We start from the raw sequence: 16,850 nt of genomic DNA on the forward strand, positions 1-16,850 counted from the left end.
GCAAGCAACGAAACCCGGCGCTGCCTTGTGGGCAGCGCCGGGTTTTGTTGGCTCCTCCGTGATGGCGGGGAGGAACTCTTCCCTGCTGGGAACAGGGAAATCAGAGGCGGGTGTCGAACGAATCGCAGAACACGTTCTGGTTGAACGTCCCCTGGAATTCGGACTTGCCCTGGATTTTCCGGATGGTGGCGCGAATGGCCTCGCGCGTTCCTGCGTGGGCGTGGATGGCTGTTTTGACCATGGGCACGTCGATCAGGTGGTTTGGCTGGTTCAGCGAGACAAACACCGTGGGAACTTCCGTGGTGTACCAGGGAATCTCGGCAGCCATGGGCGACGACCACTTGATACGGATGGCCGCCTCCTGGGCGAAGCCCTTCACATTGGCGAACACAAAGGCAGCGTCATAGCGCTCCGCGTAGTCGCCGGTGGCTTCCTCGGACAGGACCCGCATGAAGTTCATGCCGGCCTCTCCCGCAGCTTCACGCTGCTCAGCGGTCTTGAAGACGCTGACCTCGAAGCCTGCAGCTTCCAGTTCCTCCCGGACAGTGTCCAGGCACGCCAAAGGATCGGCCCGGGTGAAGTCGGCTCCACCCGAAATCCCGTAGAGGCGGATCCTCGGATGAGTTTCCGGGGTGATCGGAAGGTTGTGACCAGTGTCCTTCACCAGGGTGACGGTCTTGTCCGCGATGTCCGCAGCAATGGCACGGTGGGCCGCACTGCCGATCACCTCAAGGGCCTCCACAGATGGGACCAGGTCCGCACGAAGGTGCAGGCCAAGGCTCGCTTTCAGGCCGAGAATCCGCCGCAGCGCATCCTGCAAACGCCCCTCGGTGATGACTCCCGACTTGTAGCCGTCCAGCATGTACCCGAAGTCCTCCTCCGGGTTCCGGAAGAACAGGAACATGTCGCAGCCCGCGGCGATCGTCGCGGGCACCAGGTCGCGCCGCTTCATGGCCTGCGTCAAACCAACCATCAGTGACGCATCCGTCAGGACCAGCCCGTTAAAACCGAGTTCGCCACGCAGCAGATCCTGCAGGAGTTCCGGAGCCAGTGTTGCCGGCAACACCTCGGAATCCGACAGTCCTGGGCGGAAATGCCGGGACACCTCAGGAGCGCCGATGTGGCCCACCATAATGGACTGCACGCCGTGCCCGATCATTTCACGGTAGACGTGTCCGTAGCTGGCGTTCCATTCCTCGTAACCAAGGGTGTTGTAGGAGGTCACCACGTGCTGGTCGCGCTCATCAATCCCGTCCCCCGGAAAGTGCTTCATGGCGCAGACCGTGGGTGATTCACTGATGCCGTCGAAGTACTCCTTGGCCCGCTCCACCACAATCTCCGGGGTGTTGCCGAACGCACGCGTGGAGATCACGGTGTTCCGCCAGTTGTAGTGGATGTCCACGATCGGCGCGAAGGCCCAGTTACAGCCCAGCGCCGCAGTCTCGACGCCGGCAACCTGGCCCATCTGCCGGGCGATTGACTTGTCCGGGTGGGAACCCGCCTGCAGGTGGGTGGAAACGAACGTGCCGTCGTCGCAGCTGCCCGCCCCACCCATTTCCGGGTTGGACGCAATGAGCAATGGGATGCGGGTCTTGGACTGGGCGTAGCGGATGTGTTCCTGAACAGCCGCCGAGGGGCCCGGCCGGTAGCGCATGCCGCCCACATGGAAGTTCTCCAGGACGCCGTCGAGGTACCCGGGAGAGTAATCGTTGTTGTGGTTGATGAAGAGCTGGCCGATCTTCTCTTCCAGCGTCATGGTGCTGATGGTGGACTCCACCCATTGCACAGCGGCGTCGTCCAGCTTGAACGGAGCAGCTTTGAGGTCCACGGAGAACCCTCCGGCCGGTACTTCCGCCAACCCGCTCAGGGCTGCGCCCACTTCAGCCACGATGTCCTCCACGGATTGGGCAATGTTCACAACCACCCCGGCTTCGTCGGACTGCAACGGCTCCAGGGTTGCCAATTGCGAGTCCAGCAGCGACGCCGGCATGAAGTGTCCGGGACGCGCGTTCATGCGTGCGTTCAGCAGCTCACGCGTGCCGTGCAGGTGAACGAACACCACCGAGGGATCGGCACTGCGGATAATGTCCCGGTACGAGCGCTTGAGCGCGCTGCACGCAATGACAAGAGCAGAGTTCGACGCCGGGAACCGCCGTCCGATTTCGGCCAGCCATGGTGCCCGGTCGTCGTCGTCCAGCGGAGTACCCGAGGCCATCTTGTCGATATTCGCCTGGGGGTGCAGCGAATCGCCGTCGAGAAATTCTGCGCCGAGGCGCTCAGCAAGGGCGGCACCAATGGTGCTCTTGCCGCAGCCGGCCACCCCCATCACCACGATGTGGTGGCGGGCATTCATATCACCAGTCATGACCGCTTTACCAGTCATGAACAGTGCCGTCCACGAGGCGGTTGTAGGGCAGGTAGGCCTGCTGGTACGGGAACGCGGCGGCAGCTTCCTCGTTGAACTCGACGCCGATGCCGGGGTTGTCGCCCGGGTGCAAGTAGCCATCTTTGAAGGTCATGGACTGCTGGAAGACCTCGTTGGTCTTGTCCGAGTGCTGCATGTATTCCTGGATGCCGTAGTTGTGGATGGCCAGGCCAACGTGCAACTGTGCGGCGAAGCCCACCGGGGAGATGTCAGTGGGTCCGTGGAAGCCTGACTTGATCTGGTACTGGGCGGCGAAGTCCATGACCTTCTTCAACGGTGAGATGCCGCCGAAGTGGGTGGAGGCTGCGCGGACGTAGTCGATCAGCTGTTCCTTGATGAGGGTCTGGAAGTCGAACACGGTGTTGAAGATTTCGCCGATGGCCAGCGGGGTGGTGGTGTGCTGGCGGACCAGGCGCAGGCCTTCCTGGTTTTCGGCCGGGGTGCAGTCCTCCAGCCAGAAGAGGTCGTACGGCTCCAGGGCCTTGCCGAGCTTGGCGGCCTGGATGGGCGTCATCCGGTGGTGGCCGTCGTGCAGAAGCGGGATTTCGGGGCCGAATTCGTTGCGGACGGCTTCGAAGACGGTGGGCAGGTGACGCAGGTAGGCGCGGGTGTCCCAGTCCTCTTCCTGCGGGAACGCGCCGCGGCCAGCGGGCTCGTAGTCGTAGCGCTCACCCGAAGCCTGGGCCTGGGCGGCGACACCGTAGACGGCCTTGATGCCGGGGATCGCGGTCTGGATGCGGATGGACTTGTAGCCCAGTTCCAGGTGCTCGCGGACGGAGTCGAACAGCGAGGGAATGTCAGCACCCGAGGCGTGGCCGTAGGCACGCAGCCCGTTGCGGGACGCACCACCGAGCAACTGGTACACCGGCATGCCGGCGATCTTGCCCTTGATGTCCCACAGCGCCATATCGACGGCGGCAATGGCCGCCATGGTGACCGGGCCGCGGCGCCAGTACGAGCTGCGGTAGAGGAACTGCCAGGTGTCCTCGATCCGGTGCGGATCCTTGCCGATGAGCAACTGCGCGACGTGTTCTTTGAGGTACGCGGCGACGGCGAGTTCGCGGCCGTTGAGCGTGGCGTCGCCAATACCCGTCACACCGTCCTCGGTGGTGATGCGCAGGGTGACGAAGTTGCGGGATGGGCTGGTCACAAAGACTTCAGCGGCAATGATTTTCACAGCTTGACCTTTCGGGATTCTGCTGGTCGAAGCGTTGACACTCGCGGCGATGCGGTGCCCGCTTCGGGGGATTAAGTACGATTTTAGGTTGGCTTCCATCTTGTGGCAACCGGTTGCCGGACTATTTCTTGAGGGCGTCAGCTTCCACGGTTTCCCGGGCAGCCTGTCCGGATGCGTCCGGCTCCTGTTCCACCAAACGCCGTGCGCTGATCTCACCAACGATCTGCGCGTGCAAAACATCCGTGAGTTTGTACTTGGTCATCACCACGATTGCCAGGATGGTCATGATGGCCGGGAGCGCCCCGGCGGCAAACTGAATGCCCTGCAAGGCTTCGGCACTCTGCGCGACGCCGGACTTGTACCCGCCGACGGCAAGGCAGTAGGCGGCCAGGGCACCACCAACAGCCTGGCCGGTCTTCCGCGTGAAGGAGAACAACGCATAGGTGATTCCTTCGGTGCGTACGCCCGTCTTCCACTCGCCGTACTCCACAGTGTCTGCCTCCAGGGCCCACACCACGATGTTCACGGCCATGACGCCCATCAGGCTGATCACCAGACCGGAAAATCCAACCCAGACCATGGATGAAGGCGAGAGGAAAACGATGATTCCACCCACCGTGGACAGGGCTCCCGCCGCGATGTAGACGTTCTTCTTACCCAGCTTGCGGACCAGCCTCGGCATCAGCGGCGCCAGGGCCAGCGTCATGACCAACTGGACGATGGCCAGCACCGGGTAGAGATCCAAGCGCCCCAGGACGTCGCGCAGGTAGTACAGCTGCACGGAGGACAAGGCCATGTAGCCGGTGAGGAAAAGGAAGCTGCTCAGGCACAGCATCAGCAGAGGGCGGTTGGTCTTCAGGGTATCCATGCTCTGCTTGAAGGAAACATTGGGCACCGAACGGTGAACGCGCTCCTTGGCGGTAAGCACCGTAAAGAAGTACAGCGCTGCGCCGATCACCACAAAGGCCAAAGTGATGGTGGTGAAGGTGGACTGGAGATCCGCGCCGGGCTTGATCAGGGGAGCCACGAAGATTCCCAGGGCAGAACCGACCAGCAGCGCGCCCACCATGCGGGCCGAGCCAAGCTTGGCGCGGTCCCCCGGGTCCTGGGTCATCGCTCCGGCCAGGGATCCATAGGGGATGTTGACCAAGGAGTAGGCCAACCCCAGGGCCGCGTAGGTCACGTAGGCGTAGAGCAGGGTCCCGGTCTCCCCCAGCTGCGGCACGGAGAACGTGGCAACACTCAGGAGCAGCAGCGGAATGGAACCGAACATGATGAACGGGCGGAACTTCCCGAAACGCTTGCTGTACGTGCGGTCCACCAGGCGTCCGGCGAAAACGTCGGCAAAGGCGTCGAAGATCCTGACCACCAGGAGCAAGGTGCCTGCCGCGGCGGCTGAGATTCCCGCGACATCCGTGTAGTAAACCAACAGGAACATGGTGGCCGTTGTGAAGGCCAGATTATTGGCGGCATCGCCGGCACCATAGCCGGCGATGCTGAGTTTGCTGAGCTTTTTCAATGCGGGCTCCTTTACCCTTCGCGTCATTGCGGTCCGGTCCGGCTCGACAGTGCCTGGATCACCGAGCGATTGGGTCGCCCAGTAGGTGGATCACTGGAATCCGGGTACCGGGTGTGCAGCTGTTGTAATTCTAGTCACTTTGGCAAGCGGTTGCCGGTGAACTCTGGACAGCCTGGGCACGCTAACGGGTGCCGAATCTCAAAGAGGCCTAAGCCGCAGTCCCTGTCTTCGCGGGAACCACAGACGCGAAGCCTGCGCTGAGCTCCTGGATGAGCTCCACAACCGCGGGATCCCCGGCAAGCCCTGTATCAAGCAACGCCACAAGGGCAGCGGTACGTTCAACGCCGGAAAGTCGGTTGGCCTCAGCGACGGCATCCGACTGCGGGTCCTGCAGGCCGGGATTGCCCGCCACAAATGCGGCCCACACCGCGATCATGGTGGCCGCCCCCGCACCACTCCGACCCGCCTCACGTTCAGCCCGGAGGACAGGTATTGCCCGCATCCTCAGTTTGGTGCTGGCATCCATGGCAATCTGGGCCAAGTGGTGCGCAATCCGTGAGTTGCCAAATCGCTCCAGCAACGCAGCCCGGTATTCGGGAATCCCCAGCTCGTCACCCGGAAGGTGGCGGGACGCTTCCTCCCAGAACTCCTCCACAGCGTCGCGGCACACGGCATCGGCCAACGCTTCGGCCACGGTGGTATGCCCTCGAAGCTGCCCGGAGTAGGCCAGGATCGAGTGCGCTCCGTTGAGGAGCCAGAGCTTGCGGTTCTCGTAGGGCTCAATGTCGTCCACGAAGGCGGCTCCGGCGTCTTCCCACCGAGGGCGACCGGCCGGGAAATCCCCGCTCAGTACCCAGTTGTGGAAGGGCTCGGTGACCACCGGGGCGTCGTCCTGGTACCCACACGAGGCCGCGACGGCGTCGAGGTCTGCTTCCGTAGTGCGCGGCGTAATCCTGTCCACCGAGGTGCTGACGAAACTAACGTTGGCTTCGATCCAGTCCGCAAGCCCAGTGTCGTATGCGCGGGCGATGCCCAGAACGCCTTCCTTGGCGACGTTTCCATTGTCCGAAAGGTTGTCGCAGGAAACCACGGCGAGGGGACCGGCGTCTGCATCCCGACGGGCGGCGAGGCCGAGGACCAAGCGGCCCAACGGCGTCGCGGGCTGTTTGCCGGAAACCAGCAGCGGGGCATCGGCGGCACCGAGGCCATAGGCCGCTTCCGTGATGGTCAGCGTGACCACAGCAGTCCCCGACGACGCCACCAGTTCAACCAAACGGTCCACGTTGGCACCATCCACGGCTTCGACGATGCTGCCCACTAGCTCGAACGAGTCGCCCGCATCGGATCGCTCCACCACCGTGAACAAACCGTCCTGGGCGGCGAGAACTTCGGCGGCGTCCGGGCGACGACCGGTGAAGGAGGCAATGCCCCACTCCCCCGCGTCGCCGGCGTGCTGCGTGTACCAGGCCTGATGTGAACGGTGGAAGGCGCCCAGGCCAAGGTGCACCATGCGGACCGGCGCCTTGGCTGCAGGCGAAACCGAACGGCCCAGGCGCGGAAGCTTCCCGGCGGTCACAGCTTGAACACCCTGCGGGGCGAGGAATCGACGACGTCGAGGATCAGCTCATGCGCGCGGTCTTCGGTCACGCGGTGCTCGGCAACGAGACGCGCGAGGAAGGAGGCTTCGATCCTGCGCGAGGCGTCGTGCCTCGCGGGGATGGAGCAGAACGCGCGGGTGTCATCGATGAAACCCGATGACCGTGAGAAGCCAGCGGTCTCAGTGACGGCGGAGCGGAAGCGCAGCATGGCATCGGGCGCGTCGAGGAACCACCAGGGTGCGCCGATGTAGACAGACGGGTAGAAACCGGCAAGTGGAGCCAGTTCGCGGGAGAAGACTGTCTCGTCCAGCGTGAAGAGCACCAGGTGGAAGTCCTTGGCCGTGCCGAAGTCCTGCAGCAGCGGACGGATGGCCTCGGTGTAGTTCACTGCGAACGGAATGTCGTGACCGGTGTCAGCCCCAAACGACTCGAACGTGGGTTCGTGGTGGTTCCGGTAGGAGCCCGGGTGGATGGTCATGACCAGGCCGTCCTGCACGGACATCCGGGCCATCTGGTACATCATGTGGGCCTCGAACGCGTCGCGGTCTACAGCCGTCGCTTTGCCGGAGCGCGCCTTCTCAAAGAGGGCTTCGGCTTCGGCAGGATCGAGTTTGAGTGTGGCGGGCGTTCGGACGCCATGGTCCGCGGAGACCGCGCCATGCTCCACGAAGTAGCGACGGCGGTTTTCCAGGGCTGCGATGTAGCCGGCGTAGCCTGTCGCGCCGTCGGCCGCGGTTTCGATCAGCCTGTCTACGTTGGCACTCCAGCTGGGGTGCGCCACATTGAGGTAGGCGTCGGGGCGGAAGGTTGGCAGGACGCGGCCGTTGAAGCTGGGGTCTTCGGTGAGGGCTTTGTGGCTGGCAAGGCTGTCCAGGGGGTCATCCGTGGTGGCAAGGACTTCGATGTTGAAGTCCTTGAAGAGCTGCCGGGGCCTGAAGTCAGGTTCCACCAGCTTTGCAGCGATCGCGTCGTAGCTCGCGTCGGCCGGCATGTCGCGGAGATCCGCGCCGAGCTTGAACACGTCGTCGAACTGCGTGCGCAGCCAGTACCCGGAGGCCGTGCCCTCGAACAGCGGCCAGGCTTCAACGAACTGTCGCCAGATCTCCCTGGATTCCGGCGCGGAGGCTGCGCCGGAGAGCAACTGGTCCATCGGAACACCATTGGCGTGGATCAGTCGCGTGACGTAGTGGTCCGGACTGACCAGGAGGGCCGCGGGATCGGGGAACGGAGTGTTCTGCTCGATGACGGCGGCGTCAACGTGGCCGTGCGGAGAAATGATGGGCAGGTCCTGGACGCGCTCCAGCAAGGACCGCGCGATGCTGCGCGTCCCGGGATCTGCGGGCAGGAGCCTGTCAGGGTGTGCGGCAATGGACTGTGACATAGGTCAATCTTGCGGCCCACTTGCCATCCTTGTCAACCGGTTGCCAAAAATTGCCAACTAGTTGCTACTGAGCACTTCCTGGAGCCGCCAGCTAGGCGAGAAGCCTGCCACTGGAGCCGCGCACCACGAGTTCGGTTTCCACGCTTACGGCTTCATCCGGGGCGTCATGGCCCTGCAGCACGTCCAGCAGGATGGTCACGGCGCGGGTGCCGCACTCCCCCAGGGGTGAACGCACGGTGGTCAGGGCAGGGGTGGTGAAATCCGCCCCGAAGATGTCATCGAAACCAACAATGCTGATCTGGTCCGGAACGCGCATGCCGCCGGCCTGCAGTTCCTGCATGAGGCCGATGGCCAGGAGGTCGTTGTAGGTGATGACCGCCGTCACCCCGCGCTCCAGGACATCGCGCGCAACCTGCCTGCCGCCGTCGACCGTTGGCTTGGACGATTCCAGGCGGACGGCCCCCAATTTGGACCACTCACAGGCAGCTTTGACACCTTCCCAACGGCGGCCCGTCATCCACGACTGCGCCGGTCCGGCAACGTATGCGAGGCTGGTGTGGCCGTTGGCGGCCAAGCTGCGAACGGCCTCGCTGATGCCCTTGTTGACGTCAGGCACGACGCACGGCACGCCATCGATTTGCCGGTTGATGACCACCACCGGCTTGTCCGCCGCAAGAGCACGGATATGGTCGTCGTCCATGCGGGGACTGGCCAGGATGAGGCCATCGACAGTGCTCAGCAGGCGTCGCGCGGCCGTGACCTCGGTCTCCGGAGACTCTGCGGATTCGGCCAGGACCAGCGTGTAATCGCGGGCTGATCCTGTGGTCTCGGCACCGCGGATGATGTCGAAGAAGGTGGGGTTGGTGATGTCCGCGACGATCAGCCCGATGGTCTGTGTGCGGCCCGTGGGGAGTGCGCGGGCGAAGGGGTTCACCTGGTAGTTCAGTTCCGCCGCCGCGTCCTCGATGATCTTCTGGGTCTTGGCGCTGACCCTGCCCGGCTTGCTGAGGGCTCGGGACACCGTGGAGGGGTTCACCCCCGCAAGCTTGGCGATGTCGTAGATGGTGGCGGAGGATTTCTCGCCCCGTCCACGCTTGGCGGGTGCGGTTGCTGCTCCGGGGCTCGTCACGTCGGTCACCGCTCCATCGTAGACCTCGTGGCAACAAAACAGGCCGGTTGCCAAAAAATGGTGGCAGCCGGCCTGTTCCGAAGGGGTCAGGAGCGCTCGGGGAACTTGCCCTCTTCGGCGATGCGCTTGTTCAGTTCCTGCAGGAATTCGTCCTCGTCGAAGTCCAGGGAGACTTCCTTGCCCGTCCAGCTGGAGAGGTGGATCGCGTTGGCAAGGCGGACACCGTTGATGCCGTCGGATCCCGGAGCGAGCAGCGGCGTGCCGTCCAGGATGTTGGCGGCAAAGTTCTCCAGGACACCTGCATGCTGGCCGCCCCACACGGACTCGAACTCGATGACCTCGGTGGTGTAGAACTCGTCGCGGTTCAGCTGGCCCATGAAGAGCTTGCGGACATCGTCCATATCCATGGAGTCGCTGAGTTCACGTTCTGGCTTGACCAGGCGCGTTACCGTGGCAACCTTGCTGTCTTCCACCACGATCTTCCCTTGGTCACCCAGGATTTCGAAGCGGTCGGTTCCCACGATGTCGTGGGTGGCCGTCACGAAAACGCCAGTGGCGCCGTCGCCATAGTCCACTACCGCGGTGACTTCATCCTCGACGGCGATATCGCGGCGGAAGCCGTAGGCCACCTTCGAGTACACGGACTTGGGGACGCCGCAGATCCACTGCCAGAGGTCCAGTTGATGCGGTGCCTGGTTCACCAGGACGCCGCCGCCTTCGCCGCCCCACGTGGCGCGCCACTCGCTGGAGTTGTAGTAACCCTGCGGACGCCACCAGTTGGTGATGATCCAGTTGGTGCGACGGATGCTGCCAATGTCCCCGTTGTCTACGATTTCCTTGAGCTTCTTGTACAGCGGGTTGTTGCGCTGGTTGAACATGATGCCGAAGGAGAGTTTCGGTTTGGAGGCCGCGAACTCATTGAGTTCCTTGACCTGCTTGGTGTAAACGCCGGCCGGCTTCTCCACCAGTGCATGGATGTCCCGCTTGAGCGATTCAATGCCCATCTCCGGGTGCAGGAAGTGGGGAACGCAGGTGACGATCGCGTCCACGGAACCGCTCTCGAGCATGGCGATGTAATCGTCGTGGAACGGGACATCGGGGTACAGGGAGGCAGCGAGATCCTTCTTGGCGGGATCGACGTCGCAGATGGCTCCGATCTCCATGTTCGGGACCAGCCCATCCTTGATGAACCTGGCGTAGGCGCCGCCCTGCTGGCCGAGGCCGATGATGCCGAGGCGTACTTTGGTGCTCATGAATGTAATCTCCTGTCGAAAGGTCTAGAAAAGGTCGCCGTGGCCCATGGCCACCAGGTTGTCGTACGAGGTTTGCAGCGCGTCCCAGACAGTGCGGCCGTAGAGTTCGTCCTGTTCCACCAGCAGGTACTGGGCGCCGGCGGCCACGGCTGCGGGCACGATGGACGGGAAGTCCAGGTTTCCTTCGCCCACCTCGGCGAACTGGACAACGTTCTTGAACTCGGCCATGAACCCCGGAAAGTCGCCCTTCTCCAGGAGCCCGAAGGACGCGTCCGGCATTTGTCCGATCCTGTAGTCCTTCAGGTGCACCATGGCGGTCTTGCCCGCGTATTTTTCCAAGGTGCGCACAGGATCCAGTCCGCCGCGCTGAACCCAGTGAACGTCGATTTCCATACCCATTGCCGGGGAGTTGTCCGCGATGATGTCCAGCATGTACTTGCCGTCGAACTTGGCGAATTCGATGTGGTGGTTGTGATAGTAAAGTCCGATGCCGTGCTCCTGGAGCCGTTCGGCGTAGCCGTTGGCTTGCTTGGCAAACTCCACCACGGCGTCCAGCGACTTCATGGCCGGGAACGGCAGCATGCCGATGCGCAGCAGTGAGGCATCGAGGCGCTTGGCATCATCAACGATCTTGTCGAAATTGTCCGCGAGTGATTCCACGGGCATTCCCTTGCGGCCTTCCACGTTGACGGAGAGCGCCGCAATATCCATGCCCAACTCCGTGCGGGAACGGTCCAGTTCGTCAACGTTTTCCGGTGTCATGGGGATCTGGGAGATCTCCACCGCGTTGTACCCGATTGCGTTGACTTTCCGCAGGGTCTCAAACGCTCCAACTTCGGCGAAGCTGTCCTTCAACATCATCGCCTGTACGCCTATTGTGGCCACTTTTTCCTCCGAAATTTCCGGCCACAGTTAAGGGGCCGCATGGGTTCTGCTGGGTGCCGCCGGCCATCAGGCCACGGCACCCGCTTGTTCATTCTGGTTGCGTTGGGTGGCCATCAGCCGGTGCCGGTCCGCGCGGCGTTGCTCCTGCCGGTCGGGATCGGGCACTGGCGAGGCGAGCAGCAGCCGCTGCGTGTAAGGGTGCTCGGGATCGCGGGTGACGATCTCCGCGGGACCTTGCTCCACGATTTCGCCGTGGTACATGACGGCCACGCGGTGGCTGATGTGCCGCACGACGTCGAGGTCGTGGGAGACAAACAGGTAGGAAACGCCGGTGTCCTTCTGGATCTGCAGGAACAGGTCCAGCACGCGCGCCTGGGTGGAAAGGTCCAGGGCGCTCACGGGTTCGTCGCACACGATCAGTTTGGGAGACAACGCCAGGGCCCGGGCAATGGCGACGCGCTGGCGCTGGCCGCCGCTGAACTCACGGGGCAGCCGGTGAATGGCGTCGGAAGGAAGTCCAACCTGGTCCAGCAACTCCTTGACCCGCTTCTTGGCAGCGGCCGGCTCCATGCCCTGGACGCCCAGCGGTTCCGCGAGGATATCGCCGATTTCAAGGGCCGGGTTCAGCGAGGTGTAGGGGTCTTGGAAGACCACCTGGAGGTCCCGGCTCAGTGTCCGCCGCTCCTTGCGGGAAGCGTTGCTGATGTCGTTGCCTTCGAAAATGACCTTCCCTGCGGTCACCGGCGCGAGTCCCAGGACGGCGCGGCCCAGGGTGGTTTTGCCAGAGCCGGACTCCCCCACCAGCCCCAGGGTCTCGCCTTGCCCGATGGTGATGTTGATGTCAGTCAGCGCGCGGAACGGCTTGGCCCGGAATCGCTTGCTGGGGTACTCCACCACCAGGTTCTCCACAGAGAGGAGCGGGGACTTGTCTGCGGCACTCATGCGACAGGCTCCTTGTTCTTGGATACAAGCATGGTCATGGGGGTCTTTCCTTCGAGCATGGACCCCAGCAGGGTCTGCGTGTACGGCTCTTTCGGGTTCCGGAGAATGTCCCGGACCGTGCCTTCTTCCACGAGCCGCCCGTTCTGCATCACGGCCACGCGGTCGCAGAGGTCGGCAACAACTCCGAAGTTGTGGGTCACCAGGATCACGCCGATGTTCAAGCGTTGCTGGAGCTCACGCAGCAGGTCCAACACATCAGCCTGGACGGTGACATCCAAGGCGGTGGTGGGTTCGTCGGCGATCACCAGGTCAGGTTCGCAGCTGATAGCGCCGGCGATCAGCACGCGCTGTGCCATGCCACCGGAAACCTCGTGCGGGTACGCCTCGAAAGTGCGTTCCGGGTTGGCGATTCCGACGTCGGTGAGCAGCTTGAGTGCCCGCTTCCGGGCTTCTGCCTTGGAAATTCCCAGGACACGCACCATGGGGGTCACCAGTTGGTAGCCGATGGTGAAGGCCGGGTCCAGGTTGCTCATGGGTTCCTGCGGAATGTAGGAGATCCGTTTGCCGCGCAGCTTGGACAACCGTTCCTGGCTCACGCGGTCATCACCCGGGGCAACGGTGTACTTGCCGTCGAACTGGATGGAACCGCCCACGATCCGGGCGTTGTCCGGCAGCAGGCCGAGGATGGAGAACGCGGTCTGGGACTTGCCCGAACCCGATTCGCCCACAATCCCCAGGATCTCGCCGCGGTCCACATGGAACGAGACGTCGTCCACAACCTTCTTGACCGAACCGTCTGCCTGCGGATATCCGACGCCCAGGTTGGTCACCTTGATGAGGTGGTGCTCGGTTCCAACCTCGACGGCGGCCACGGACTTGCGTGACTGGCCCGCCGTGGCGGGGTCCGCCGTCGTGCGTTCCGCTGGGACGATCTTCTTCTTGCGGTGCTTGATCTTCTCGCCGTCTTCCAAGGCATCGCGGATGGCGTTGCCCAGCAGGACCAGGCCGCCGATGGTGAGCGCCATGGCCAGAGCCGGCCACAGCAGCAGCGTGGGCGTCAAGTAGACGTTCTTGAAACCTTCGGAGAGCATGACGCCCCAGGTTGCCTTGGTGGGATCTCCGAGGCCGAGGAACTCAAGCCCGGACTGGATGGCAATGGCCACTCCCGCGATTGCCGCGGTCTGGATGATGATGGGTGCCCGGACCACGGAGAAGATGTGGCGGGCGATGATGCTCAGGTCCGACAATCCGGAGACGCGGGCTGCGTCGACGTAGAGCTCGTTGCGGACCGACTGCACTGCGGTGCGGGTCAACCGGAAGTACGACGGGCTGATGAGGACACCGAACGCGATCATCGAAATCCAGACCGAGGGTCCGAACGCCGCGCGGATGGTGAGCAGCACGATCAGGCCTGGCAGGCTCATGAGGATGCTGACCACCCAGTTGGACACGGCCTCGAACTTCCCGGCGTAGTACCCGGCAATCAGGCCCGCGGGGAGGCCGATGGCGATGGCTACTCCGGCGCAGAGCAGGGCGGACAGCAGGGTGAGCTGCGCACCGAAGAGCAGGCGGCTCCAGGTGTCGCGTCCTGCGCTGTCGGTGCCGAGGATGTTCACGGCGTCGGCGGGTGCCAGGGTCTTGGTGATGTTCGCGAAGTTTTCCTCGAACGGCGCCAGGACGGGGGCGAAGATGGCCAGCAAGGCGATGGAGCCCAGGATCACCAGCGAGGCGATGCCCAAGGGGTTCCTGAGGAGGCGACGCATCACGGTGGAACGGACCACGGTGCCACTTTGGCCTGTGGGGATTGGGCCGGCACCGGCCGCAGTTACTGCTGCTGTTTCTACGGAGTCGCTCATGAGACACGCACTTTCGGGTTGAGCCAACCATTGAGGATGTCCACCAGGAGGTTCACCACGATGACCACCACCACGGTGTACATGACCACTCCCATCACCACGGGAAGGTCGGACTGGCCGGTGGCGGTGACCGCCAGGGGTCCCATTCCGGGCAAGGCGAAGATCTGCTCGATGATCACCACGCCGCCCAGCATGCCGATCAGTTGCAGGCTCAAGACCGTCAAGCCTGCGGGAGCGGCGCTGCGCAGCACGTGCTTGAACAGGATCTCGCGCTCCCCAATGCCGCGGCTGCGCAGGGTCCGGACGTAGTCGCGCTCCAGCTGCTTGATCACGGCGCTGCGGATCTGCTGCGCGCCGCCGGTCACGCCATTGATGAGGAGTGCGATCACGGGAAGGGTCATCGAGTAGACCCAGGCCTCCGGACCCACCTCGGGAGAGATGGTGCTGGTGGCCGGGAAGAAGCCCAGCTGGATGGCCAGGATGGTTACCAGGAACACGCCGATCACGTAGCCGGGGATGGAGTCCCCCACGATCGCGCCAATCTGGACCACCCTGTCCACCCAGCCGCGTTTGACGGCTGCGGCAACACCGATGAGCGCTGCGCAGATGGCGATCAGGATCATTGCGGTGAAGACCATGGTCATGGTGACGGGGATGCGGGTGGCCAGGGAGTTGGCCACCGGTTCCGACGTGAACCAGGAGGCTCCGAGATTTCCGCTGAGGGCATCGCCGAGCCAGGCGAAGTAACGGCTCACCAGGGGCTGGTCGAGTCCCAGCTCCTGTTCCTTCAAGGCAACCTGCTCAGGAGTGGCCTGGTCGCCCAGGATGTTCCGGGCGATGCTGCCGCTGGAGGTGTACAGCAGGGTGAAGGTGAGCGCGGAGACCACAAACAACACCACCAGCCCGCTGCCCAGCCTTTTCGCAATGAACTTGATCATGGTTTCCTACTTGGCGGGCGAGTAGTTGTAGATGGACGGAACGGCCTGCTGTGCCTGCGGGGTGACGTTCACTTTGTCGTTGTGGTAGTACATCTGGTTCACGCGGAACAGCGGGGCGAACCAGGCCTGTTCCACCACGTACTTGTTGACTTCCTGGGCCAACTTGCCGGCATCCTGGCCGCCGCTGCGGACGGCCGCAATCTTGGCCTCAAGCTCGGGAGTGGTGTTCTTGAACGGGTTGTAAAGAGCCTTGGTGGAGACGATCTGGTCGATCGCAACCGTGGGCTCGCCCTGGAAGAGGTTGAAGAACAGGGCGTGGTACTTCTGCGCCGCAACATCAGAGGTGAAGGTGTTGGTGATCGCAGCGCCCGGCTTCAGGGTGATTCCGACATCCGCCAGTTGCTGCTGGAGCACCGAAATGAGGGTTTCAGCCCCCGGCAAGGTGGGAACGTCAATGGTCACTTTGCCTTCGAAACCGGATTCCTTCAGGAGGTCCTTGGCCTTCTGCGGATCGTAGCTGTAGTAGTTCTCCAGCTCCTCGGTCCAGGCACCGCTGTCCTTGCCGAACGGCTGCGAAGTGGGAGTGCCCTGGCCCAGCATGACCTGATCCAGGATGGTCTTGCGGTCAAAGGCGTGGTTGATGGCCTGTCGGACCTTGACGTTGGCCAGCGCAGGGTTCTTGGTGCCGTCACGGTCCAGGAGGAGCAAACCGGACCAGTCAACCTGGTTGGTTTCGAGCTTCATCTTGGCGCCCTCGGCCTGCTTGCCGTTCTTGGGATCCAGGAGAGTGGCGTCGATCTGGCCGGATACCAAGGCGTTGGTGCGGGCGGTTGGGTCGATGAGGATCTTGAGGGTCAGCTTCTTGTACTTCTGGAGGTCCTTGTTCCAGTAGCCTTCACGGGCGGTGAAGACCGTCTGCGAGTCCTTCACCGAGGCTGCCTTGTCCATGACGTACGGGCCCGATCCGACCGGCACGGTCTTGATGGCGTCCGTCCCCAAAGCTGCCGGGCTTCCCATCAGGCCGGCCGCCTGGCTCAGGAAGTATTCCAGGGCAGGCTCTGCGGCGCTGAGGTTGATGTCGATGGTGTCCTCGTCCACCACTGCAATGTCCGATACCGAGCTCAGCTGGGCCATCTGCGGACCGTTCGCCTTCTTGAAGTGGTCCAGGTTGGCCTTGGCCGCCGTGGCGTCGAACTTGGCGCCATCGCTGAAGGTGACGTCGGTCCGGAGGTCCACCGTGAGCTTGGTGTTGGTTTCGTTGTACTTCCATGCGGTTGCCAGCATGGGGCTGAGCTTGCCGTCGGGTTCGCGCAGGATCAGGGAATCGTATGCGGCCTGGTAGGGCTGGAGTGCGTGGCCGACGTGGGCCTGGGCCGGATCCCAGGAAGTGATGTCCCGGAGGGTGCCAAGCGTCAGGGCGGTAATAGTGGTTCCGCCGCCGGCGTTTGAACCAGCTCCGGCTCCGCCGCCGCCACATGCGGTGAGCGCCAGGGAGGCGCTGAGGACGATGGCGGCTGCTGCCGCCTTGGGACCTAACTTCATTGTCGGCTCCTACTGAGTCTTTGCCTGATGCGAGTCAGAGCGGGTGATGTGGCCTGCGCCACATATTTCTGGGTGTGGGATTTACAGTACGGACTTTGTTCGAGGTTGGCAACCGATTGTCAAAAGTTTCTTAGATTGTTGCCAAGTGGCCGCAAGCCCTCATCAAAAGCCGTGAATCAGACACGAAAATGGCCGGAACCCCCAA

The 16,850-nt window shown here is 63.2% G+C and carries 12 protein-coding genes; all 12 read right to left on the bottom strand.

The genetic code is table 11. The features are described 5' to 3' along the window. Positions 1–100: 100 nt before the first annotated feature. Positions 101–2,383, bottom strand: coding sequence for a gluconokinase, GntK/IdnK-type (locus ACSSVG_RS07440; RefSeq protein ID WP_492418168.1), 2,283 nt, complete (start codon positions 2,381–2,383; stop codon positions 101–103). Beyond that, complete coding sequence (gene manD, locus ACSSVG_RS07445) at positions 2,373–3,602, bottom strand: D-mannonate dehydratase ManD (protein WP_091328003.1); 1,230 nt, start codon at positions 3,600–3,602, stop codon at positions 2,373–2,375. Before manD ends, ACSSVG_RS07440 begins: the two co-directional genes overlap by 11 nt. A gap of 121 nt (positions 3,603–3,723) precedes the next feature. Beyond that, positions 3,724–5,121 carry a glucuronide transporter gene (gene uidB, locus ACSSVG_RS07450; RefSeq protein ID WP_492418169.1) on the bottom strand — a complete coding sequence of 466 codons (1,398 nt, stop codon included), beginning with the start codon at positions 5,119–5,121 and terminating at the stop codon, positions 3,724–3,726. A gap of 208 nt (positions 5,122–5,329) precedes the next feature. Further along, positions 5,330–6,697, bottom strand: a complete 1,368-nt coding sequence (locus tag ACSSVG_RS07455; RefSeq protein WP_492418171.1) for a mannitol dehydrogenase family protein — start codon at positions 6,695–6,697, stop codon at positions 5,330–5,332. Then, on the bottom strand, positions 6,694–8,100 hold the full coding sequence (gene uxaC, locus ACSSVG_RS07460; protein ID WP_492418173.1) for a glucuronate isomerase: 1,407 nt from the start codon (positions 8,098–8,100) through the stop codon (positions 6,694–6,696). The genes ACSSVG_RS07455 and uxaC overlap by 4 nt, the downstream gene beginning before the upstream one ends. Before the next feature lie 91 nt (positions 8,101–8,191). Next, the gene (locus tag ACSSVG_RS07465) at positions 8,192–9,238 is read right to left on the bottom strand and encodes a LacI family DNA-binding transcriptional regulator (RefSeq protein WP_492418175.1); all 1,047 of its coding nucleotides are present in this window, start codon (positions 9,236–9,238) and stop codon (positions 8,192–8,194) included. Positions 9,239–9,315: 77 nt separating this feature from the next. After that, a complete protein-coding gene (locus ACSSVG_RS07470) occupies positions 9,316–10,482 on the bottom strand; it encodes a Gfo/Idh/MocA family protein (protein ID WP_492418177.1) in 1,167 nt (388 codons plus the stop codon). 24 nt (positions 10,483–10,506) lie between these two features. After that, on the bottom strand, positions 10,507–11,367 hold the full coding sequence (locus tag ACSSVG_RS07475; RefSeq protein WP_492418179.1) for a sugar phosphate isomerase/epimerase family protein: 861 nt from the start codon (positions 11,365–11,367) through the stop codon (positions 10,507–10,509). 66 nt (positions 11,368–11,433) lie between these two features. After that, positions 11,434–12,309 carry an ATP-binding cassette domain-containing protein gene (locus ACSSVG_RS07480; protein WP_492418181.1) on the bottom strand — a complete coding sequence of 292 codons (876 nt, stop codon included), beginning with the start codon at positions 12,307–12,309 and terminating at the stop codon, positions 11,434–11,436. Next, positions 12,306–14,165, bottom strand: coding sequence for a dipeptide/oligopeptide/nickel ABC transporter permease/ATP-binding protein (locus ACSSVG_RS07485; protein ID WP_492418183.1), 1,860 nt, complete (start codon positions 14,163–14,165; stop codon positions 12,306–12,308). The genes ACSSVG_RS07480 and ACSSVG_RS07485 overlap by 4 nt, the downstream gene beginning before the upstream one ends. Beyond that, a complete protein-coding gene (locus tag ACSSVG_RS07490) occupies positions 14,162–15,103 on the bottom strand; it encodes an ABC transporter permease (protein ID WP_231342029.1) in 942 nt (313 codons plus the stop codon). The genes ACSSVG_RS07485 and ACSSVG_RS07490 overlap by 4 nt, the downstream gene beginning before the upstream one ends. A 6-nt stretch (positions 15,104–15,109) precedes the next feature. Then, the gene (locus ACSSVG_RS07495) at positions 15,110–16,645 is read right to left on the bottom strand and encodes an ABC transporter substrate-binding protein (RefSeq protein ID WP_231342026.1); all 1,536 of its coding nucleotides are present in this window, start codon (positions 16,643–16,645) and stop codon (positions 15,110–15,112) included. Positions 16,646–16,850: the final 205 nt, after the last annotated feature.

Source organism: Paenarthrobacter sp. E2MeOHC11, from assembly GCF_058744955.1.

Excerpts from the sequence above, each read along its gene's own strand:
- uxaC (WP_492418173.1), bottom strand. The coding sequence starts at position 8,100 with ATGTCACAGTCCATTGCCGCACACCCTGACAGGCTCCTGCCCGCAGAT.
- ACSSVG_RS07495 (WP_231342026.1), bottom strand. The coding sequence starts at position 16,645 with ATGAAGTTAGGTCCCAAGGCGGCAGCAGCCGCCATCGTCCTCAGCGCC.
- ACSSVG_RS07470 (WP_492418177.1), bottom strand. The coding sequence starts at position 10,482 with ATGAGCACCAAAGTACGCCTCGGCATCATCGGCCTCGGCCAGCAGGGC.
- ACSSVG_RS07440 (WP_492418168.1), bottom strand. The coding sequence starts at position 2,383 with ATGACTGGTAAAGCGGTCATGACTGGTGATATGAATGCCCGCCACCAC.
- ACSSVG_RS07490 (WP_231342029.1), bottom strand. The coding sequence starts at position 15,103 with ATGATCAAGTTCATTGCGAAAAGGCTGGGCAGCGGGCTGGTGGTGTTG.
- ACSSVG_RS07480 (WP_492418181.1), bottom strand. The coding sequence starts at position 12,309 with ATGAGTGCCGCAGACAAGTCCCCGCTCCTCTCTGTGGAGAACCTGGTG.
- ACSSVG_RS07485 (WP_492418183.1), bottom strand. The coding sequence starts at position 14,165 with ATGAGCGACTCCGTAGAAACAGCAGCAGTAACTGCGGCCGGTGCCGGC.